The 22290-nt window shown below is 35.9% G+C and carries 21 protein-coding genes, 2 pseudogenes and 1 riboswitch; of the genes and pseudogenes, 7 read left to right on the plus strand and 16 right to left on the minus strand.

Annotated elements, in window-relative coordinates; genetic code table 11:
- Nucleotides 1-29: 29 nt before the first annotated feature.
- The 7 genes from ED2_RS01115 to ED2_RS01140 form a co-directional block, all read right to left on the minus strand.
- Complete coding sequence (locus ED2_RS01115; RefSeq protein WP_312846475.1) at nt 30-944, minus strand: plasmid recombination protein; 915 nt, start codon at nt 942-944, stop codon at nt 30-32.
- 225 nt (nt 945-1169) lie between these two features.
- The gene (locus ED2_RS01120) at nt 1170-1697 is read right to left on the minus strand and encodes a hypothetical protein (protein ID WP_016176789.1); all 528 of its coding nucleotides are present in this window, start codon (nt 1695-1697) and stop codon (nt 1170-1172) included.
- 195 nt (nt 1698-1892) lie between these two features.
- The gene (locus ED2_RS15880) at nt 1893-2237 is read right to left on the minus strand and encodes a hypothetical protein (RefSeq protein WP_016176790.1); all 345 of its coding nucleotides are present in this window, start codon (nt 2235-2237) and stop codon (nt 1893-1895) included.
- Between the two features lie 114 nt (nt 2238-2351).
- Nucleotides 2352-2495, minus strand: a complete 144-nt coding sequence (locus ED2_RS15885) for a hypothetical protein (RefSeq protein WP_016176791.1) — start codon at nt 2493-2495, stop codon at nt 2352-2354.
- Between the two features lie 33 nt (nt 2496-2528).
- Nucleotides 2529-2867 (minus strand): LPXTG cell wall anchor domain-containing protein, encoded by a 339-nt coding sequence (locus ED2_RS01130; protein ID WP_016176792.1) that lies wholly within the window; start codon nt 2865-2867, stop codon nt 2529-2531.
- A gap of 228 nt (nt 2868-3095) precedes the next feature.
- Complete coding sequence (locus ED2_RS01135) at nt 3096-4568, minus strand: AcpB/EbpR/MafR family transcriptional regulator (protein ID WP_016176793.1); 1473 nt, start codon at nt 4566-4568, stop codon at nt 3096-3098.
- 354 nt (nt 4569-4922) lie between these two features.
- Nucleotides 4923-6386: an AcpB/EbpR/MafR family transcriptional regulator gene (locus ED2_RS01140; RefSeq protein WP_016176794.1), complete on the minus strand. Its 1464-nt coding sequence runs from the start codon at nt 6384-6386 to the stop codon at nt 4923-4925.
- A 427-nt stretch (nt 6387-6813) separates the two neighbouring features.
- Here ED2_RS01140 and ED2_RS01145 point away from each other — a divergent pair, with 427 nt between their 5' ends.
- From ED2_RS01145 to ED2_RS01165, 4 genes and pseudogenes are all read left to right on the plus strand, one after another.
- The gene (locus ED2_RS01145) at nt 6814-7227 is read left to right on the plus strand and encodes a GntR family transcriptional regulator (protein ID WP_016176795.1); all 414 of its coding nucleotides are present in this window, start codon (nt 6814-6816) and stop codon (nt 7225-7227) included.
- Nucleotides 7196-8070, plus strand: a pseudogene (locus ED2_RS01150) (ATP-binding cassette domain-containing protein). Before ED2_RS01145 ends, ED2_RS01150 begins: the two are co-directional and overlap by 32 nt.
- A gap of 14 nt (nt 8071-8084) precedes the next feature.
- Nucleotides 8085-9278 carry an ABC transporter permease gene (locus tag ED2_RS01160; protein WP_016176796.1) on the plus strand — a complete coding sequence of 398 codons (1194 nt, stop codon included), beginning with the start codon at nt 8085-8087 and terminating at the stop codon, nt 9276-9278.
- 33 nt (nt 9279-9311) lie between these two features.
- Nucleotides 9312-9932: a VanZ family protein gene (locus ED2_RS01165; protein WP_005877134.1), complete on the plus strand. Its 621-nt coding sequence runs from the start codon at nt 9312-9314 to the stop codon at nt 9930-9932.
- 184 nt (nt 9933-10116) lie between these two features.
- Here ED2_RS01165 and ED2_RS01170 read toward each other — a convergent pair whose 3' ends face one another.
- The 8 genes and pseudogenes from ED2_RS01170 to ED2_RS16240 form a co-directional block, all read right to left on the minus strand.
- Nucleotides 10117-10845: a TatD family hydrolase gene (locus ED2_RS01170; RefSeq protein WP_005877136.1), complete on the minus strand. Its 729-nt coding sequence runs from the start codon at nt 10843-10845 to the stop codon at nt 10117-10119.
- On the minus strand, nt 10838-11572 hold the full coding sequence (locus tag ED2_RS01175; RefSeq protein WP_005877138.1) for an ABC transporter ATP-binding protein: 735 nt from the start codon (nt 11570-11572) through the stop codon (nt 10838-10840). Before ED2_RS01175 ends, ED2_RS01170 begins: the two co-directional genes overlap by 8 nt.
- Before the next feature lie 11 nt (nt 11573-11583).
- The gene (locus ED2_RS15890) at nt 11584-12570 is read right to left on the minus strand and encodes an ABC transporter substrate-binding protein (protein ID WP_016176797.1); all 987 of its coding nucleotides are present in this window, start codon (nt 12568-12570) and stop codon (nt 11584-11586) included.
- Nucleotides 12571-12582: 12 nt separating this feature from the next.
- Nucleotides 12583-13326 carry an ABC transporter permease gene (locus tag ED2_RS15895; RefSeq protein WP_016176798.1) on the minus strand — a complete coding sequence of 248 codons (744 nt, stop codon included), beginning with the start codon at nt 13324-13326 and terminating at the stop codon, nt 12583-12585.
- Between the two features lie 79 nt (nt 13327-13405).
- Nucleotides 13406-13510: riboswitch (TPP riboswitch) on the minus strand.
- 47 nt (nt 13511-13557) lie between these two features.
- Nucleotides 13558-14877 carry a dihydrolipoyl dehydrogenase family protein gene (locus ED2_RS01190; RefSeq protein WP_016176799.1) on the minus strand — a complete coding sequence of 440 codons (1320 nt, stop codon included), beginning with the start codon at nt 14875-14877 and terminating at the stop codon, nt 13558-13560.
- The gene (locus tag ED2_RS01195) at nt 14864-15829 is read right to left on the minus strand and encodes an ABC transporter ATP-binding protein (RefSeq protein ID WP_005877145.1); all 966 of its coding nucleotides are present in this window, start codon (nt 15827-15829) and stop codon (nt 14864-14866) included. Before ED2_RS01195 ends, ED2_RS01190 begins: the two co-directional genes overlap by 14 nt.
- Nucleotides 15826-17364 carry an ABC transporter permease/substrate-binding protein gene (locus ED2_RS01200; protein ID WP_005877147.1) on the minus strand — a complete coding sequence of 513 codons (1539 nt, stop codon included), beginning with the start codon at nt 17362-17364 and terminating at the stop codon, nt 15826-15828. Before ED2_RS01200 ends, ED2_RS01195 begins: the two co-directional genes overlap by 4 nt.
- 553 nt (nt 17365-17917) lie before the next feature.
- A pseudogene (locus tag ED2_RS16240) lies at nt 17918-18037 on the minus strand (DUF3788 family protein); the annotation flags it as partial.
- 484 nt (nt 18038-18521) lie between these two features.
- Here ED2_RS16240 and ED2_RS01205 point away from each other — a divergent pair.
- Nucleotides 18522-20087 carry an ATP-binding cassette domain-containing protein gene (locus ED2_RS01205; RefSeq protein WP_005877149.1) on the plus strand — a complete coding sequence of 522 codons (1566 nt, stop codon included), beginning with the start codon at nt 18522-18524 and terminating at the stop codon, nt 20085-20087.
- Nucleotides 20088-20102: 15 nt separating this feature from the next.
- A complete protein-coding gene (locus ED2_RS01210; protein WP_016176801.1) occupies nt 20103-20543 on the plus strand; it encodes a helix-turn-helix domain-containing protein in 441 nt (146 codons plus the stop codon).
- A gap of 582 nt (nt 20544-21125) precedes the next feature.
- Here the strand turns inward: ED2_RS01210 and ED2_RS01215 are convergent.
- Nucleotides 21126-21413 (minus strand): hypothetical protein, encoded by a 288-nt coding sequence (locus ED2_RS01215; RefSeq protein WP_016176802.1) that lies wholly within the window; start codon nt 21411-21413, stop codon nt 21126-21128.
- A gap of 109 nt (nt 21414-21522) precedes the next feature.
- Between ED2_RS01215 and ED2_RS01220 the strand changes: the two genes are divergently transcribed.
- Nucleotides 21523-22185, plus strand: coding sequence for a YitT family protein (locus ED2_RS01220; protein WP_016176803.1), 663 nt, complete (start codon nt 21523-21525; stop codon nt 22183-22185).
- The last annotated feature ends 105 nt before the right edge of the window (nt 22186-22290 follow it).

Here is a 22290-nt window from a genome sequence, read left to right on the forward strand (position 1 = left end):
ATAGAAAATAAAAAAATTGGCGGGAATCCTTAGGTTTCAGCCAATTTTTTTGCGTATTTTTTTTGTTGAAACTTTGTTACTTTCTGATTGGGCTCTTGGGTAGAAAACAATTGCTTTTCCAATTGTTGGATATTGTTTTCAGCTTCTCGAATGACCTTCACTAAATAATTTTTTTCTGCTTTTAGTTGTTTTACTAAATATTCCAAATAATCATTTTCTTTTTGAAATTCTTCTATTGTTTTATTCTTTTTTCTCATAAACTTGCTCTGTGGATCTCGTTTATTCTGCTCTGGCTTTTTTATTCCAATTTCTGAGGGCAAAATAGATGTATTCACGATTTTGTCATAAAGCTGCTTGTATTCTAAACGCTGACTATTCGTATTTAAAGAAATATGTGCTCTGGATGTGTTGTTTCCAGAAATTGCGGTCTTTTTTTGTTTGAGAATCATCTCAAGCTTCAAAGAAAGTTCAGTTTCCAACTCATTCTTTTTATATTTAGTGATCATTTGAGCAGAATTCAAACGTCCTTCTTTCATTGGAATCAGACTGATATGTAGATGTGGTTGCTCTTCATCAAAATGTACACTTGCATAAATAATATTTGCTATACCATAAAATTTTTGAAATATCTGTACGACTTGTAAAAAGAATAATTTCATTTCTCTACTTGATAATTTTTGTAAAGAGTACTCCTCGAACAAGACACGCCATTCAACCAAGACTGTCCAATTAGAACAGACTGACTTAGATGCAGATAGATGTGTCAACCAACGTTTAATGGCTTTCTTATAGTTTATATTTTTTTTGTTCAAGACATCATAATTCAAAAGGGTCTTTTCAGAATGAACGATCAGTGACTCGCAAATTTCTCTTTGATTGTGTATTTGAACCTTTTCTAATTCATAAAAACGATAATTTTTTCTTTCTAAACTAATTGGCTTGATCTTCTTACCTCCTCTAACTCAAATTACTTATATACTTATTTTATGAAATGTCGATCTTAAAAACAAACCTATATCTTCCTACCTCTAGGTAAAAATATAAGCCGCCTTGCCATAAAAAAGAGGACTTCTTCCCCAAAAGAAATCCTCTTTAATCATTAGCCAAAATGAGCAATCAATGTGTACTAGCATTACCCCAAAGTCTATGCTACCCATTATTTTGAATCATCAACTTACGATTATGGTTCCATCAATCTTTGTTGTGTTGATCAATTCTTGTTTGTCGTACATTTTATAATAGATTTTTACAGTATGCTCCCCTTTATTCGGTATGTTTTCAAAAGGAACAGTGGCGATTCCATTATTTGGCGGTACTAACCCTGAAACGTACAATTTTTTCTGATTAGTAGCTAAATAATATTCTACTTGGATGTTGTACGCATTCTCTCGACTATTACGAATATCGACATTTGCTTTCCCGTTCTTGTCTACTTCAATCTCATGTTTTAATGTAATCCGAATATTGTCTTTATCTACTTCAGTTTGCATCAATTTCAATAGATCGTCGTTGTTCAATTTAAAAATATTCTTGTCTAATTCTGGAAGTCCAGTAACGACCTTTGGGGGAGATTGATTAAAATAATAGTATCCACCAACTCCGAGTGCGAAAAACAACACTATTAGAGCTATGAGGATATATGTTCTTTTTTTATTCTTGTCTTGTGTTGCATTGTTACTATGTGCTATTTTAAACACTCCCTTCTCTGTCGTTGCTGAAAGTTGCTGCTTTTGCTTTGATTTTTGCAAAAAGTGACATTTTTAAGTTGATGTTCATTTCGAGTAATCTTACTGCTCTATCGACTCGTTGTTCACCTAAAAAATATGTGCGAAAACACCTGATCACGGGTTTCCAAAATAACTCTATACTATATTTAACTACTTGGCGTCAACTCAATTTTTTAAAGCTGTAAAATTGAACGTCATTGTATAAGAAGGTTTGATGACTTCATCCGCTTTGAATCCTTCAGCGATCTTACCTTCGAATTTCAAATATTTACTTTGTCCCATACCGATAGTCGCTAAATGAGTCGGTGTATCTAAGAACTGTCCTGCAGCACTTTGTAAACGTACGCCTGCTTCATTGACTGGTGTAAAGAACAAGTCTTGTTTGACACCTGAATTTCCTGTTTCAGAAAAACTTGCTACTTCAACCTTCACATCACGTACTTTTGAATTATTGGTGATCGTATATAGCGGAGATAAGATATCTGGAAGAATTTTTCCGTCTTCAGACATCGCATTCGCATAACGAACTGTTGTTGGAACAGTGATATCTACATATGTTTTATCTTCTGGATCTACTGGCGTCCATTCTCCGACCCATCCAGAAACAGCAACGCTTGCATTGTCTTAACCTTTAATCGTTTGTCCTGGTGCAGGATCTGGTTGACCAGGGATCCAACCTAGATCTTCTGCACTAGCATTCATCGTTCCGACAGCCAAGCCGCCTAGTAAAACAGACGATAAAAGAATCATACTTGTGAATTTTTTCATTTTTCTTTTTTCTCTCCTTATTGAAATAGTGAATTATTTCGTTCTGATAGCGATACCCACTTTGCCCCAACTGTCTTTTTCCCGATTCACAGTGACGAACATCACTACCGAAAAAATAGAAAGCAGCAATCCGATTGCTAGAATATGACCTTGTTTTTTTACGCCAGTTTGTGGAAGATTTGCAGAAGAACCTGAATCAGATGGTGGAATTGCTATAGTTGGTTTTTCTTTTGTTCCAGCGCCATTTCCTTGATTGTTTGAACTGACATCCCATGGTCCTATCGTTGCTTCGACACGAACATTTTGTGTATCTGTGGCTTGCGCATGACAGTTTGTTGTAATACCTAAATTGATTAGTATAATACCTGTCAAAATATACAAAAATTTTTTTATTTATTCTTCACCTCCATTACTTAATGACGCAACTTCCACAGCTATAATTATGCTAAAAAGCGAAAAATAATTAAAACCAAGTTTTACCGATAGGTTGGTAAATTGACGAAAAACTCACTTGAACATCCTGTTAAAAAATGTAAAAAGCGCTTCAAAAAAACGTCAGTCATCCAGATCATACTTACTCTCTCTTGAGTGTTCATCTGTTCATACTCTGGCTCCTGCATTCAATTTAGTGTGATAATAATCAACTAATTTATTGATCACATCTTCATCAAGATAGTCTGAGATACCAATGGTAGGAATACCAAAATAGTCTTGCGAATAGATATCTGTTAAAATACAGTCGAACTTTTGCAAATAATCTTTTTGGATTCTCGTTGAAGGATTCATTATCTCTATTTTGATATTGTGTCTAAAATAAAACTGGATTTCTTCTTTCAGCATCCTCATGTGATCATACGAACTATCCAATAAAAGGGCGACCTTTATGCTGACTTTGCTGGCTCTTACTTGGACCCATAACTCAGACCAGGAAGTAAGCAATTTAAAAACAGATTGATGGATCATTTCATCCAAATAAGAAAGAAACGGATTTCCTAACGAAAAATAAATATCAAAGAACTCATCTCTTAATGCATTGATCAAATCTGGACTATCTCTCAACGTATTTTCAAAAAAATCTGCCTTCTTATTATGTAGGACGTAAGTTGGTCTGACAGCACTTAACGTAGTCCAATAAATATCATGAACAAGCTTATCTTTATTCTCGCAAAGGAGATGGAACTGTTCTTCTAGTAAAGTGATGACAGCTTTGATTTCATTTTTGATTGCTACAGAGTCAATGTCGATTCCTTCATAATCGAATCGTGCTGTGGGATGGATTGGTTGATAAAATTCATAGAATAATTGTGGAAGATTCTCTTCTTTGATTTCTACATCAAATATATTATGTATATTGATAATCATTTTCTTTTTGTTTGATAGATGTGAAAAACTAAACGGAGTAATATCTGAGGGCATCTTGTACCCTTGCTTCAAGCGGGTTAAGCAAACAAATAATTGGAATTTTATATTTCCTAAAAATAGATGATTGTCATTGTATACGATTGCCCAGATCATATTTTCTTTAATAAACAATTCAATGATATCTGAGATCAAATTGATTTCGTCTTTCTGGATCAACTTCTCAGGCAAACTATATTTTTCCGAAAAATAGACTGCAAAAAAATCCCGAATGTTCCCCTCATTACCGACAATTTCCAGTTGCTTGGTTATTTGAAAATCAAAAAAACGCAACTCGTGGTTGATACGGTTAATGACACGTGCCACCTGTGTTTCTGAAACATACAAGATGTCACTTAACTCTTCTTTAGAATGGACAATTCCAAAAAAAACTGTTTCTAAAAGTGTGTATTCTAAACTCTTTTCGAGTATCTTAGAATAAATAAATGACATTGGGGTCATCAGATCTTTCTTTAAAATGACACCTGATCGAAAAGAGGTTTCAATAGACAACGGAGCGATCATCTCATTCACTTGAGAAAGATCATTTCTGATCGTTTTCTCCGAGCTATCAGCTTTTTCTGCTAATTCAGAAGTCGTGATCCATTCTGTTTCCCAAAGTATCTCTAAAATATTTAATTGACGTTTCAAACGCCCGTCTAATATTTCTCTCATTTTTCTTCCACCTCTCGTCTTAACGAAAAAACTCTTCTAAATAATTTTTAGCACAACCGCTCGCCTAAAAATAACCGTAATATACCGAGCGCTTGGTAAAATAACATTAGCAACGTTACATTTTAGTTTTTTCTATGTAAAGACTTCTTACATTTCCTAGTCGACCATTTATAAATAACTCCAATTGAGATTGCATTTTTTCATCTGTTTTTTTCAAATAATAAAAATAGGATACATAAAAAATCGTGTCCAAGAAAAAAACTCAAAAAAATAGAGATAGGCCTGATTGAACGTATCTCTTTATGTATCTTATTTATTCTTCTATTCCTCAAGACCTATGTCAAAAGTGTTGCTTTAAATCCTTCCCTCATTTTTTTTACTATTAAAAAAAAGATGCAATTTCTTTATGAACTCTTCTCCAAAATAGTTTGGTATACCAATCACGCTTACTTCTCCCAACTCATCAATATTTAATAAATTAGTTAAAATACAATCATAGCAATTCAAGCGGGAAAAAGTGATTGGATCATCTGGTAATAAAATATCTACTTTATACATATTTCTAAAGTGATATTCGATTTCTTCTTTTAACATGATCATATGTTCTTCCGGCGCATCTAGTAGCAATGCTGCTTTGATTTTCATGATCGTCTTACGAATCTCTACGCGAAACTCATGCCATTGGGTCACTAATGTATAAATAGACTGGTAAAGAATATTATTTTTATCCTCAGCCGATAGGGATAGGTCAGAATAAATGTCGGCAAAATATTTTTGTAAGTCATTGGCGATTGCTTGCTTGTCTCTCAATAATTCCAACACGAATTCTTCTTTCGTATTGTGTAAAATATAACTTGGACCAACTGTTAGAAAACTACTCCATAAAATTGCATGGATCAAAGCATCTTGGTTTCGGCATTCGATTTTCAGTTGCTGACAAATCATACCAATCAATTGTTCAAGTCTAGTCTTTAAGGTAAACTGGCTCGTTCCTAACTCAAGACAGGTTTCAGTGACTTTAAAAGGAGCATAATAATGTTCAAAAATGTTATGCAGAACTTTTTCTGTCAATGAGATTCCAAAGACAACTTGCCACCGTTTATTCAACTCTTTGTCTTCAGTAATCATCGTATAATCGAAGAAATGTTGCTTTTGCTCTAAAAAATAGTCTGATTTACAACGATAGATCGCCACAAGTATTTTCATACGCATTTTATTCAATAAAAAATGATATTGATTGTTCGCAGCAATGATCGCCGTATTTGCTTTATAGAATTTTCGGATCACCTGATCAATCAATTGAAATTCTTTTTCTTTGAAAAAATGATCTGGGGAAAGATACTTCTCATAAAATAGGCTTGAAAGTAATTTACGGATATTCCTTTCGTCCCCAACAATTGTTAAATCAGTGGTGATTTTTATGCCATATTTTTCAAGCCCTTTGTTTAGTTTCACTTGCAATCGATTCAATTGTGTTTCAGAAATATACAGTTGATCACACACTTCTCTTTTCGTTATATGAGGATTAAAAAGAATCATTTCAAGTAGCTGACATTCAACACTCTTTTGTAAAAAGAGCGCATACAGATGTGTCTTAGAAATACACATTTCTTTATTTAAAAAGACACCATGTTTAAAGGATGTCTCTATTGTTAATGGTTCAATGATCTCATTTAGCTGTTTGATATCTGTGCGGATCGTTTTTTCAACCCCGCCGATTTCCTTCACTATTTCAGAAACTGTCACCCACTCTTTGTTCCACAACAACTCTAATAAAGCGAGTTGTCTCAAACTCTGCTTATTTAATACTTCCTCCATTTTCCCCTCCTGATAGAACTATTTGTCATTTTATTACTCCCCCATAATTCAATTTTAATTTACTAAACGAAAGATGTCTATAACTAGATTAAAATATAAACATAGTAATATTAAAAATCATTTTATAATTACACCAATGTGTACAATTATGTTTGAATAACAGTACTAAATTTATTAATAACAAATATAACTATTTCAAATTAGTTTCTATTCTAAAAAACTAAACAAAACCGTTTCAGCTACCGACCTTTCTGTCTCGACCTCTTCTCACTTCACGAACTAATACGCTTCGGCACCATTCACTTCAACTTTCTGTCTTATTGTCTAGTATTCTATAAAACTTTTTTAGAAAAAAAACTTTACATCCACTAGTGTACTACGTATACTAGTACACAAGGGTACGGTATCAAATGGAAGGAGCAACGCCATGATTACGATTGATAAAAACAGCAGCAAACCCTATTACGAACAGCTGATGCTTAGCATTAAAGAAGCGATTCTCCAAGGTATTTTACAGCCCGGTGACAAGATCCCCTCAGTACGTGAAATGGCAAAACAACAGTGGATGAATCCTAACACTGTCAGTAAAGCGTACAAAGTTTTGGAAGCCGAGCAAGTTTTAATCACAATCAAAGGCAAAGGAACCTTTGTCAAAGATTTTGCAAAATTGCCGCGCGATGAACTTCGCATTGCACAGTTAAAAGACCAGATGAACGATCTGGTCATCGAAGCAACACATCTAAAAGTCACAGAACAAGAGCTCATTACTTGGATTGAACAAACTCAAGCAGCCTTAGGAGGTCCTGAACATGAAAGTCATGAAACTTTCCAAAATGATTGAAGGTAAACAAATTCTCAACGACGTTCATTTTGAACTTAAAGCAAACGAAATCGTCGGCTTGATTGGTCGTAATGGGTCTGGCAAAACCACTTTGTTTCGTACACTAACCGGTCAATATTTACCCGACAAAGGAGAGATCGAACTTGATGGTATCTCGCTGTTGACCGCAACACAGTCAAAATCAGAATTGTTTTACATTGATGAAGCAGAAAATTTTTTAGCACCCTACACGTTGAAAACGATCAATCAGTTTTACCGTACTGCCTATCCGAATTTTAACCAAGACTTATTTCTTACATTGACAGGCTCGCATCAGCTTCCCTTGCATGTGAATTATCACGGCTTGTCAAAAGGTATGCAGGGTTTGTTTAACATGATTTTAGCTATCAGCTCGAACGCGCGCTTTTTATTGCTTGATGAACCTTTTGATGGCCTGGACGTGATTGTACGCAAAGATGTCATCGGCTTATTGTTAGAACATATCAGTGACAATCAGCGCACCGCATTGATTGCATCACACAATTTAAATGAACTTGAAAATTTAGCTGATCGCGTCTTGTTGTTGAAAAATCAAACCATCATTAAAGATTATCGTCTGGAAGAAATGCGAGAATCCGCAAAAAAAATCCAAATGGTTTTCAAAACAAAAAAATCCCATCACTTGTCAAAGAACACTCAAGATTATTGACCATTCAAGGACGTGTCATAACTGCGATTTTTGAAGATTTTAATCAAGATTTGGCTAATAAGATCCAAACACTTCAACCAGTTTTATTTGAAGAGCTGCCCTTAAGTTTAGAAGATTTGTTCGAAGCCAACTTAAAAGAAAAAATGCCCCGCTAGAAAGGAAGAATCACATGGTAAAAAATATCTATCTCACGCGTTACAGTAAAATCTTGTTGCCATTGATTGGTTTGATATTGCTCATGTTTGCCTTCAATGCTTGGAGTAATATTAAAAATTGGCATGATAACGAGCGCTATCTAACTACCGACAAAGAATTAAAAGCAGATTTTAACGCCTATCCGGAGCACTACACTTATTTGGATGAGAAAAAACAAGAACATATTCCCTACGCTTCATTTGAAAAATATATCGAACACCAACTGTATGTCTACCATAAAAATGATTTTTCAGACAAAATATCGCAAAAAACCGACCCAAATCAAACTTATTTCAACCAATCGAGCAACTTAGCTACACTGTTCGCACTTTTTTTAGCCTCTTTTATTGGTTTTTGCTTATTTTTTGTCGATCTGAAAACCCATTTCACACGCTTTTTATTTAGCTTACCTGTCAGTCGTAAAGAATTATTCGCCAAAAAGCTGCTCTACCTTGCCTTACCATTTTTAGCAACGATTTTCGTTGGTCAACTCATCTATTTGGCTATTCTTCGTTTAGGAATCCCACAACCGTACTTAAATGCGAGTCTAGGAGATATGTTCGCCTCTGTTGTGAATAGTTTTTCGTTGATCATAGTGTTCTTTTGCCTAAGTGTCTTTGTTGGAGTAATGGTAGGTAATATGGTGTTTGGTCCATTGACTTGGTTTGTCTTTTTGATTTTTTTATGTCAAATTCCAAGTGCCGTAGGTGGTCTATTGAGTATGATCCGCATGCTACACGCACACTTTTTACGTGATTTCGACTTCAACACTTTATTTATTTTTGAAATCGGCAAAACGACTGGACATTGGTATATGAGCCTGTTGTTTTTACTTATCAGTATTTCTTTCATCTACTGGGCATACTGCAAGTTTCAGGTCATCAGTTTGGAACATGAAAGCGAGTATCTTTTAACACCTGAATCCCGTTGGCAAATTTGGTTTTTCATGACCGTACTCACAAGTTTTGTCTTAGTGTTTGCCATAAAAAATCCTTGGCTTTATTATATAAACGGCTTGCAGTATAACTTTGAAGTGTCATTCATGGCTACGATGATGACAACACTTACTATAATTGTCATTTGTGGTGGGATTTGTTTTGTGGTTGTTTTCTTTTCTAGCATCAAGCGCTTTTTCCGCTCACTTAAAGCTCGAAGATTGGCGCGTTAGTATCCAAAATAACCCTTAAAGGAGGATGACGTGATGCAACAACAGCTTTCTTTACTCGACTCAATTTTGGACTTATTTGTTATCAGTCCACTCAGCATCTTGGGCTTGCTCGTTTTGCTCGTTTCCTTGCACTTCTCGTTGGTAAACGCCAGTTGGAAGCAAAAACTGCGCGTCAGCCTGGCATCATGTTGCCTGTATTTTTTTTGGGTGATTGCCTTAACAAATATCTTTGGTACCCCAAGTTTAGCGGAATTTTTCCGCTTGCATGATTTAGATGAGAAAATTTTCAATCTTAACATCGAATGGGGCTTTCTCGCAGATGGCTTTTCCCGCAGCTTTATTTTGAACATCCTCATTTTTATGCCTATGGGATTTTTAGCCCCTTGGATTAGCCCAGTTTTTCAAAAGCTGAAAAATACTTGTTTGTTGGTCTTTTGTGCTTCGCTTGCGATTGAACTTAGCCAACTGTTTACCTTGTATCGAGCAACTGATATCAATGATTTGCTCGCAAATACCTTTGGTGGCGTCTGTGGCTTTGCTTGTTATTGGTTATTGGCCAAGATTTTTACTACCAACAAGGAAAGTTCGCCTGCTAATCCACGCTATCTGCCAATCATGATTCTTATATTGGGCGGTCTGGTAACTTTCTTTTAACATTCCAGAATTTCTAAGAAAAAGAATGATCCAAACTTCATCATTCGCAATTCAGCGGACAGAAGTTTGACTCTTTTTTTGCAATCATTTTTTGATAAAGAGCACCATTTTGACTTAAAAATTCGCTATCAAAATCAACTCGTTATGCAAGGACTGTACATTGCATAGACTCGACCAAAAGAAATCATAAGCATGTTCGAATCCTTAAAAACTCGAATAAATTCGTTTGAACTTGTTTCTCTAACTTTTCTTGAGAAACTTCTCTAATTTTACTGATCTGATGGAAATGGTCTTCAAGAAGCATTAAGTATTCTTTTGTAGGAGCAGGAGTTCCTAACGCCCATTCGATCGCCCCTAATCCGTCTGTTTCGACTAATAGACGATTGAAAGGGACTCCTTTTGCTAGTTGTTGCACTGCCGGATTTATTTTTAAATCAACACCGATCGTAAAATAGCAACCTGCTTCGATATATTCCTTTTGTAATTCCAGAGAAGAGTACCAATGAACAAGATAGCGATTCGGATATTCTTTAATGAACGTCAATATCTCTCTTTCACATCCTTTGGTATGCAAAACAACTGGTTTATCCGTTAATGCGGCATACGCTAGTTGTTTTCGGAATAATTTGACTTGGTGCGCTAAAGGAATATTGGTCCAAACACGATCAAGCCCTATTTCACCAATGATGGCTGCTTGTTGAAGATAAGGGTAGATTTCTTCAAAAGTATAGTCTTCTGTTTTCCAGGGATGGAGACCAAAACTTAGATATTGATCACGACCAACAGCTAATTGCTGATTCTTTTGCCATTCCTCGGGAGAATCACAATTGATGATCGTCAAGACATCATTTTCTTGTTGGAGTGTTGCAAGTTCTTGGTTTCCTTCCAGATGGCAATGGGCATCACTAAGCAATGGAATCACCTCCCAATAATTGGTAGATTTCTTGTTTTAAGGCAGCTTGGCCGATCAGCCATGCACGTGTTCTTTCCACCGATGGAATCTTGATAGTGGTCAGAACTTTCGCCGGTCGTGGCGACAAGACAAAAATCTGATCTGAAAGATAGATTGCTTCCTCGATATCATGGGTGACTAAAATAGTCGTCCGTTTCATTTCTTCTGGAAGAGAAAGTAACCAATCTTGCATCTGGGATCGCGTCATCGCATCCAACGAGCCAAATGGTTCATCCAATAAAAGGTAGGGTGCCGGATTTAGCATTGTTCGCAGTAGTGCTGTCCGTTGCTGCATCCCACCTGAAAGTTGCGGTGGCAAAAAATGCTGATAGTCTTTTAACCCAAAAAGTGCTAAATCATCCAATACTTGTTTTTTATCAATTGTCTTATGGTTGATTTTTTGATATAACGTCACATTTTGGTAGACACTTAGCCATGGCAATAGCATATTTTCTTGTGGCATATAACTAAATAGTGTATTCAACTTACTTGTTTCTTGACCATCTATCAGAATTTTGCCAGAGGAAGGTTCCAGAATTCCTGTCAACACTTTCAATAAAGTTGATTTTCCGGCACCACTTGGAGCAATGATCGACGTAAATGTATTTTTGGGGATAGACAGATCAATCTCTTTTAAAATTTCAAGTTGGTTGATGGTTACGCTGAGGTGTTCAACTTCTATCGACATGCTTCCTTCTCCTATTCGATAAACTGATTCGTAAATAATTCTTTCGCAGATACTTTCTCTTTGATCAGACCATTTTCCTTCATAAAGTCAGTATAGTTATCCCATACTTTCGCATCCATCATTCCCCACTTAGCAGGATCATCCGTATAATTTTTCGATAAGAATTCTTGTGAAGCATCTAGAAAGGATTGTTCGTAGTCACTTGCGTAATTGTGTAAGATTTTTGCGCCTTCTTTAGGATTTTCCATCGCTTCTTGATAGCCTTTTTTAGTAGCATCTATAAACGCTTGGACTGTATCAGGGTCCTCTTTGATCATCTGATTATTCGTGATGATCAGCGGAGTATAATAGTCTAACCGTTTATCCAATTCTCTTAGAGGCATATAATTCAAGTCGATCCCCAACTCTTTTGCTTTGATCATATCCCATCCTTCAAAGTACCATTGGATATCTGCTTCCTTCCCCAAGCTTTGAGGGCCTTCACCATTGCTGCCAATGATCGTTAATTTAGAAAAATCTGCTCCCTCTTTGTTCATCGTGGCTTTCAGTACAGCTTCTTCGCTTGGACTTTGCCACCCTGCATACGTTTTTCCTTCAAAGTCTTTGGGTGAGTTGATTCCACTATTTTTTAGCGATACAAATCCTGATGTGTTATGTTTGATAATCGCGCCGATCGCCTTAACGGGAATATTTTGACCATCCACATGTGCATACGTCACATCCTCTTGATAACTGACACCAAACTGAGCTTTGTTTGCGCCGACCAGACCGATGCTCGTTGAATCATCCCCTGGTTCGATGACCTTCACATCTAAGCCTGCATCTTTATAATATCCTTTTTCCTTCGCCAAATAGACACCGGTGTGATTTGTATTCGGCACATAATCAAGTACTACTGTAACTTTCTTTAATCCTTTTTCTTCCGATGCTGCTTTTGATCCTGTACTACAAGCTGTTAAAGCAAATAATAAAGGAATGAGTAACCAAATTTTTTTCATTTTTTTCTCCTTTTATGAACGATATAGGATATAGTAATATCCTTTTTTTAACAGTACAGTGAGCATATTTAACAATAGACTTAGGATGATCACACATAAAATAGCTGCAAATACCTTATCAATTTGATAACTATTTTTTACACGAATCATATAATACCCTAAACCCGCTTGCGCACTTAGCCACTCTCCAACGATTGCGCCACTTACACAATAGGTCGCAGCTACTTTCAATCCCGAAAAGAAATCATTTGATCCTTGCGGAATCTTGATGATCCGATACAACTGCCATTCATTCGCTCCCATTGTTTTAAAAAAGTTGATCTGCTCACTTGAAACTTTACTTAACCCATCGGAAAAAGCAACCACAATAGGAAAGTAGCTCATCAAAATAACTAAAATCACTTTAGGAAACAGCCCAAACCCGAACCATAACGCCAAAAGCGGTCCAAGGACCATGATCGGTAATGTTTGTGAAACGACTAAAAGTGGATACAAAGAATTTTTAAAAATTTGCCAGTGGTCCATAGCAATAGCTGTCACAAAAGAAAGTAAGGCCGCAATGACCAAACCGATGACGGCTTCTTCTAACGTTACGAAAGAATGATAAACGAGCGTAGCCCCATCTGCGAACAGTGCTGAGAGGACATTTAGCGGGCTTGGTAAAATAAATGCAGGCGTGTGAAAAATCGTTACTAGTAGTTGCCAAAGGGCTAGTAAGAAAATAATGCTTACGACTGGATAAATTTTTTTCTTCATTTCTCCCCTCCTTTTCACATGTTTCAAGGGCACATCAAAAACGCCTGAAATCGGGCGCAACATAGAAAGCCCAACTTCAAGCGTTTACTACGTTTCTCCCTTCACCAGTGTTAACTGACAGGTTCGATGGGTCTAAGTTCACAACTTACTCTCATGTCGTCTACGACATCCCCAGAAACAATCTTTATTTTCGTTTAGTGTAACACAACTTATTTTTAGTAACAAGGTACTTTACTTCAGCAAATAGGAAAGATCACTAGCTAAAGTTGGATATCCGAGAATCCATTGATCTAGCTCTGCTTTTTTTACTTTTTGATTGATCAATAGAGTTAGATCATTGATCAAATCATCTGCTTGTTCGCTGATAACAGCAGCACCAACTAAAAAATCATTCGCATCATAGGTAAGTTGAGCCTTCGCTAGAGGTTCGTTTACTCGATGGTAGGTAAACCAATCTGTCATTGATACATCGGTCACTTGGTCTTTTTCAGTTGTCTGTTTTTTTGTTCGTCCGACCTGTGCCACCTTCGGACTGCTGTAAACGATCGTTGGGATTACCGGATAGTGGATAGGTGCTGTTTTCCCCGTTAAATAATCAGCAACATAAGTCCCTTCAAACGTCGCAACAGGCGTTAGTTTGGGTTCATTTTTTGCGATAATATCCCCACATGCAAAGATATTCGGATTACTTGTCTGTAAATACTCGTTGACGACGATTCCTTGCTTCACTGTGTGTACACCTGCCTGCTCAAGTTGCAGATGTTCAATATTCGGTCTTCTACCAGTCGCAACGAAAATTGCATCTGCCTGTAACTCTTTGTCTTTTGAAACAAGACGATACGTAGATGCTTCTTGAATGACACGCTGTGACTCAAAGTCAAAAATGAAAGTGATCCCTGCCTTTTGCATTTGCTCAACTAAACTGTTGACCAACTCTTCTTCAAATCCTTTTAAAGGTTGCTGATTATGATGAACGATCGTTACTTTGCTTCCAGCAGCATGAGCAATCATTGCTAATTCAAATGCAATATAACCTGCACCGATAAAAATAATCTCTTTTGGCAATTTTTCCAACGCTAAAAAGTCCGTACTAGTTTGCAGAAATTCTTTTCCTTCAATAGGTAAAATAGCTGGTCGCTGCCCAGTCGCAAGGATATAATGCTCAACCGTGATGGTTTCTTCTCCCACTTTGATCGTTTGTGGATCGATAAACTGGGCAGTACCAGATAAATGATCGATTTTTGCAGCCGCTAGTTCTTCTTGGCGATTTTTAGAAACAGGATCTGTGAATGTTCGTTTGAATGCTTGTAATTCTGCCCAATCAACAGGAGGTACATCCGAGAAACCTTTACCAATGAGTTGTTCGATTCTTTTTCTTGCTTCAACACCATTTAATAGAATTTTCTTCGGGTCACACCCTCTATTTGGGCAAGTTCCGCCCCAAAGGTTTTCTTCCACGACAAGCACCTGTTTTTCTGCCGCTTTCAACCCATACGCAGCGCTTAACCCAGCAACTCCTGAACCGATGACGACCGCATCATACTTTTTCATTGTCTTCTTCCTTTCTACTTAGAAAAGCAAACATATCTCCTCTCGTGATCTCACCAGAAATACGTTCATTTTCCTGAATATTTACAGATTCATGATCAACCAGCAATGCAAAAACTTCATTCAATGGTGTATTGAATTGAACCACAGGACGATCTTTTTCGCTGATTCCTTTTGTGTAATTCTTGGCCAAGAGGATCTCTTTTACAGTTTGTTCTTTTTGAGAAAGAGAATCATCAAAAAAGCTGCGCACAAACTCGTTCTTCGGATTGGTCAGTAATTGTTCCGGTGTCTCGCATTGGATCAACTCCCCATCCTTCATTACCGCTATCCTTGTTCCTAGTTTGATTGCTTCATCCATATTATGCGTAACGAAGACGATCGTCGTTCCTAGATCCTGATGCAAAGACAATACCAAATCCTGTAAAGAGGCCCGTGACAAAGGATCTAGCGCACTAAATGGTTCATCCATCAAAAGCACCTCTGGATTTGCTGCTAATGCTCGAATGATCCCGATTCTTTGTTGTTCTCCCCCTGATAATTCCTGAGGCATCCTGTTTCTATAGCTAGTGGGGTCAAGTCCAACTTTTTCTAACAAACGATCTGCCGTCTGTTCCCTTTTCGTTTTTTCCCAACCTAGCATTTCTGGAATGACTTCAATGTTTTGTTTGACCGTCATATTCGGAAACAGTGCAATTTGCTGCAGTACGTACCCCATATTCCATCTCATTTTTTGCAAATCATAGTCTTTCAATGCTTTCCCTTTGAAAGAGACTTCACCTGAAGTAGGCTGAGAAAGACCATTGATCATCTTCAATGAAGTCGTTTTTCCACTACCAGAAGGGCCCACTAGCACAAAGATTTCTCCTTCTTCGATGGCTAGATCTAATTCTTTAATTGCGTATTTGTCCCCATATTTTTTTTGGACTTTTTTAAATTCAATCAGCTTGGTCATTTGCTTTCCTCCTTCAGTAGTCCCTCTTCTATCAAGAATGCATGAGCGACTTCTGCAGGTTGTTTTTTCTCCACGTTTACTTGGTAGTTCATGTCGATCATCTGTTCTTCAGTGATTTTATTTGAAAGTTTCTCTAGTGCTTTAACGATCCTTGGATGTGTATCGGCAAATTCAGTTGTCATCAAAGGTGCCCCTTGATAAGCTGGAAACAGTCCTAGATCATCTTCTAAGGTAACTAACCCATATTGCTTCAATTCACTATCGGTCGAATAGCCATCCACGATGTTCACATCACCATTATTGATTGCTTGGTATCTTAGACTAGGTTCCATACTCTGTACACTTGGAAAATCCAATCCGTACGTTTCTTGAATGCCTTTATAACCGTCCGATCGATCAATAAATTCTAGAGTAAATCCTGCTTTGATTTGATTTTCTATTTTCTTCAAGTCAGAAATCGTTTTTAGTCCATTTTCCTGTGCAAAGTTGGCTTTAACCGCTAGTGCATACGTATTCTGGTAAGCCATCGGTTGCAACAAACGCATCTTGAATTGTTCATTCAATAAAGTATTTGCTTGCTCATAGGTTTCTTCTTCATTTAATTTTTTATTTTTTAAACTTTCAGGAACCTTTACTAAACTTTCCAAAACAGTTCCTGTGAATTCAGGATAAATATCGATTTGTTGATTCTCCAAAGCACTGAACAAGAAGCTTGTTTTACCAAAATTAGGTTTCAGTTCAACTTTAGTATCTGTTTCTTCCTCAATCAGTTCCTTATACATCTCGATCAATATATCTGGCTCCGCTCCAAGTTTACCAGCAATAGTGATCTTTTCTTCCTTGAATATCTCACTTTGAGCCAATGAAGCACCACCGATTCCTAACAGGATAACGATCAATGTAATCACTGTGTATCTAGGCTTTAAATGTTGCAGCAGTCGGATCAAACTACTAAAGACAATGGCTAGTAACGCTGAACTGATTGCACCAATCAACGTCAAGACAGGTATATTACGGTCGATCCCTAATAAAATGAATGTTCCTAAACCACCAGCCCCGATCAAAGCTGCTAATGTAGCCGTACCAATGATCAACACTAAAGCTGTTCGAATACCTGAAATAATGACAGGAAGCGCAATAGGAAGTTCTACTTTGATCAGCCGCCTCATTCTAGACATACCGAATGCGCGAGCTGCCTCTTCAATTGACGGATCGATCTCACTCAGACCAATATACGTACTTTGAAAAATCGGTAATAGCGCATAGATGACCAAAGCGATCAATGCTGGCAAAGTACCGATCCCGACAAATGGAATCAACAACCCCAATAACGCCAGTGAAGGTATAGTTTGAAGAACACTTGTCGTTTGTAGTAGTACTTCAGCCATTTTTTTATGGTTGACTGACCAAATTGCAATTGGTATCGCGATCAAGATCGCAATCAACAACGCAATCAGTGATATGGATAAATGTTGAAAGGTAGCTGTCAGTAACTCACCTTTTCGCTCATTGAGCGTTTGTATAAAATTATTCATAAGACCTTCCTTTCTAGCTATAATTCAAGTATAAACAACGAACAACAATTCCCCAACTAAATTGACCTCGTACAAAATCAGTACGGATAAATACTTTCTGCTTTCCTCAAACATTCTCATTTATGGGAAGAGAATCTGGTACAAAAAGTATACATTGATCCGTACCTCTTCAAAATTTCTTTCGACTTCCTCGTATTCTTTCTTTGAAGATAGTTGTTTGAAAAAAAATACGGCTCTATAATTTATAGGACTGAAATTTCTTACAAGATGTTCTTATTCTAATAGCAAAATAAAGGCCCAGAATATTCATATCAAAATACTGAAACGATTATCTTATAGATTTGAATCCTTTGAGAACACGAAAATCAGGATTTTTTTGATCAATCAATTGATTCAAGTGAAATAACAAAAAAATCTGAGACAGAAGGTTATTCCTCCTGTTCCAGATTTCATTTTACAAAACGCATCAGTCCTTATTGACAAAGAGCCATTAATCCAAGTGAAATAAAAAAGAAGGTGAGACAAATCTAAAAATCAGTTTTGCTACAGACTCTCGAATAAACGGCGGGAGCAGAAGCAACTCCTTCGGAAATAAGCCGAAATTCACAAAAATTTGAAAAGCAATTTTCGTTCATTTCTTCTTATTTCTCGGAGTTAAACACTTCTGTCCCAGCCTCTCTCAAATAAACGGTGTCCAAAAGTCCGGCTTTTCAGAAATTTCAAAAAAAAAAAAAAAAACGAGCAATACAAAAAACATTTTGTTCGTTTTTCTCTCCAATTTCTCAAACCTAAACGACTTTTGTCTCGACCTCTTTAATTTTATCAATCTCATCAATTCTTATTTAAAAAGATTCAAAAAATGTAGAAAACCCATGAATTCTAAATTACCCTTTTTATACATTTTACTATTGCTATTGACAATAATCACTTTTATAGAGCAATGAATCCTACGTTTCTTGCAAATTCATACTTTTTCCTATTTTGAATATTCAACTCCTAAATAAACGGTTTTTCTCCCGTTACAATCATTTTCCTATAACACTTTTATATTGTCAATTATTTTTTCAATTAATTTCCTATATTTTAGGAATAAATTGACATTTTAACGATTTCTATATTAGACTGATAATTGAATGAATTAGAAAGAAGGGATTCTATTGAAACAAATATTAGGAAAAAACAAACGATTTTTATTTATTACAGCAATTCTAGTCATTGTTGGAGCATTGACATCCATGATCACTCCTATATTTATTCAAATTTTTAATCAAAGAAATACTACTGTGACGTACAATATGATGTTTCTGATTTTTTTTGCAATGCTAGTTTCTTTTTTATTACAGGTATTTATGCTGATTTATCGAGAGAATTATGCAGCAAAATTTAATGTTACTTATTTATTTGTTCTGATAAACAAATTAACAGGTATCACCTACGATAAATTTATCGAAAAAGAATCCTCTTATTTGATTAATCGCATATTTGCAGCTGTAGATTCCTTATATTTATTTTTACTTAGTAGTGTTTCAACAATCGCGAAATCAGGATTCATCATTCTATTATCCCTCGGACTAGTCTTGTTTATGTCTTGGCAGATATTTTTAGTTCTATTACTGCTATTGCCGTTAAATTTCCTGGGGTTTAAGTACATCAACAAACAGCTCTCCATCAAAATGGAACAAATGCAGCAAGATTCAGCAAACGCAAGAAAGGATTTAATTGTTACCCTATCAAATGTGGACAATGTTAAGGCACAGGCTGATAATTCTGCAATTGAACTATTGCTTAAGCCAAAAATGACTGCAATGTATGATTCCTTGGCGAATAATAACAAATATGCCCAAGTAACCAGCAGCTCGATTACATTTGTTAACCAATTGGTGCAAAATATGACCTATATCTGGACAAGTATTTTAATTGTGCAAAAACAATTGCCAGTGGGAAGTTTAATTATTCTGAGTATTATAGTTCCAATGTACTATTCAGCGTTGAGTGAACTATCAAAAGCCAATGTTGATTATAAATCTTTATCCACTTCAAATGATTTTATCAAACAGGAACTTGACGCAAATCAAGAGGAAAGTGGCGGAAAAGAGCTTGATTCCATTGAGACAATCAGCTTCGAATCTCCCACTTTTTCGATAAATGAAAAAACTTTTTCTTACCCTTTGAATTTAAGTGTGAAAAAAAATGATATAGTTTATATTGAAGGTGATTCTGGAAGTGGAAAATCATCTTTATTAAGGCTACTGTTGAAATTTAGAAAATCCACTGGTATTCGCATTAACGAAATAAAAATAGATGAAATTTGTAATTCAAGTTTGAGAAACAAAATAACCTATATTTCTCAAACTCCGACGATATTATCAACCTCGTTAGAAAATAATATTGGAATGGGGCATGAGCTTTCGGAAGAGGAAAAAGTTTTTATTGAAAAATCAGGGATTCTTAATTCAATTCTTAAAGAAAAAAGTTGGGATAGTATTTTATATGAAAATGGAGCAAATTTATCTGGCGGGGAAAAGCAAAGGATCGCTATTTGTCGTGTTATAATTACAAATGCAGATTTATATATCCTAGACGAAAGTATTAGTAATATTGATAAAGAGTCAGCAATTGATATAATGGAATTTTTAACGGAAAATATAAACGATAAAATTATTTTATTTACAACTCATGACAAGTATTTTAAAAAATATGCAAATAAAGTTATTACAATTTAGTACAGGAGAATCCGTATGAACAATAATGATATGCTAACCGTACAAGAAGTCGCAGAAGCTTTAGGAGTCACCACAAGAACGATTCGAAATTATATAGCTGATGGTAAATTAAAGGGAAGTAAAATTGGAGGCCAATGGAAATTTTTAAGATCCGATCTCTACAAGCAAATCGGAATTCCAGTGGAGAACCCTATTTTCAAATTTTTGGAAGATGAAAATGTCAGTCAAATCGACGCAATTTTTTCTGTGAATGTTCCTATTACTAGCCCAGATAAAATTGAAAAATTAAAGAATGAACTAATTGATCAATACAATAAAGTATATGACGGCGGCGAGAACAGAAAGTTTTATTACCAAGTGATTTCCCCAAAACGCGCAAGAATCACACTTCAAGGACCGCCTGAATATGTAACCAATTTTGGAAGTTGGATAACTGATTCATTACGATATTATTGATATGTATCTAGTTAACAGTAAAAATATCGTGATACATTCTCATCCAAGTTAAGCTTAAAGTATTGCAGAACTTCTGATAGAGCCCATGGTTTTAATCGTGGGATGATTGTGAAGCAGATTCCAGAGTTAAAGGCTAAGGCAATTCTTTGAACGCGCAGGAATCACCGTAGGAAATGTATCTAGCCAAATAATTCAGCTAAAGCAATGGATGTTGACTCAGGTATTACATTTTTAGAGGGATGTTGTACGGATAATAATCAACTTATATTTTCTGGCAATGTACGTACCTCTTCAAAATTTCTTCCAACTTCCTCGTATTCTTTCTTTGAAGATAGTTGTTTGGAGAAAGGCAAAAAAATACACACTTTATGTTCTAAGACACAAAGTGCGCGATTACCGAATATAAATTAAAACAGCCAGTAAATATTGGACCTCGTGGGGGAGATTTTTTTTACTGGCTTGTTCAACGATTATTATACTGGAAAACCAACTATTTTTACTAAAAATGTAACAATCGGTTGTTTTGAGATCATAAACGTTGTACTTTTCCCCTTATTTCCTAAATAAAATAAAAATATTTTGTTAAATGATCAACTGTTGATCCTTCTCTTTTATTCCATATAAAGGTAATTTTTCTTTATCTTTTTGATAAAAGATTTCTTTCTCACGATTTTTCATCAAAAAAACCAATAGTTCTTTCATCGGAAGTTGTTTTTGCCCTTGGGTAAATAAAAAATTGCATTGGCCAGTTTCAGTTATTTCGACACCGGTCAAATGATAGGATCGACTGTCGGCTGTTAATTCGATGCTTTCGTAAGGTTTTTTTGTAGGTGGATTTGACAAAACTGTCAACAAATCTGCAGCGCGCATCTTTTTTCCCCTTTTCTGACTATTTTTTTATTTTTTCCTATTGAAGAATAAGTATCTATCAGTATAATAAAGAAGTTGCTGAAAATTTTCAAAAGGAAAGAGGTTAGACATGAAAAAAAACAATTTATTGATTGATCTAGTTGGTATTACTCTGGGGGCTGCACTTTACAGCTTAGCCGTGACCGGGATCAATATCCCATCAAAGTTAGCAGATGGCGGTGTTACTGGTATCGCACTTTTATTAAATAATTTATTTGGCTTTGCTCCATCTATCACTTCCTTGTTGATCAATTTACCTTTATTACTTTTCTCATTGTTCATTTTTGGAAAGCAAGCATTTTTACGGACAATTGTTGGTACTTTTGCTTTGGTTTTCTTTTTGCGTACATGGGAAAGTCTTCATATACATTTTGCGGTGCAGAATCTTTTGGTGAATAGTCTGATGACTGGGCTCCTTTCTGGGATTGGTTGTGGGCTTGTTTTTCGCTTTGGTGGAAGTACTGGCGGAACAGACATCCTCTACCAAGCGTTTGAAAAATATTTTCAGATAAAAATCGGAAAAAGTTTATTTTTGATCACTTTTAGTATCTTAGTCGTTTCCTTGCTCTATTTGGACCTACGGCATTTCTTCTATACATTGATCTGCTGCTCGATCCTCTCATACACTTTGAACAAAGTGAAGTATCTGGAGATCCCACTTTCATTCAAATCTTTCAAGAGAACATCCTCTGAACCATTTGAAGGATTGGATTCTGCCGAACAATTTGACTGATTTTAAAAAAAAAAAACGAGCAATACAAAAAACGTATTGTTCGTTTTTTTTTCAATTTCGGCTCTATACTTTTTGATGTTGGTGAACTTCGCCAACATCTTTTTT

Origin of the sequence: Enterococcus durans NBRC 100479 = LMG 10746, from assembly GCF_001544215.1 — a bacterium.
GTDB classification, from domain to species: Bacteria; Bacillota; Bacilli; order Lactobacillales; family Enterococcaceae; genus Enterococcus_B; species Enterococcus_B durans.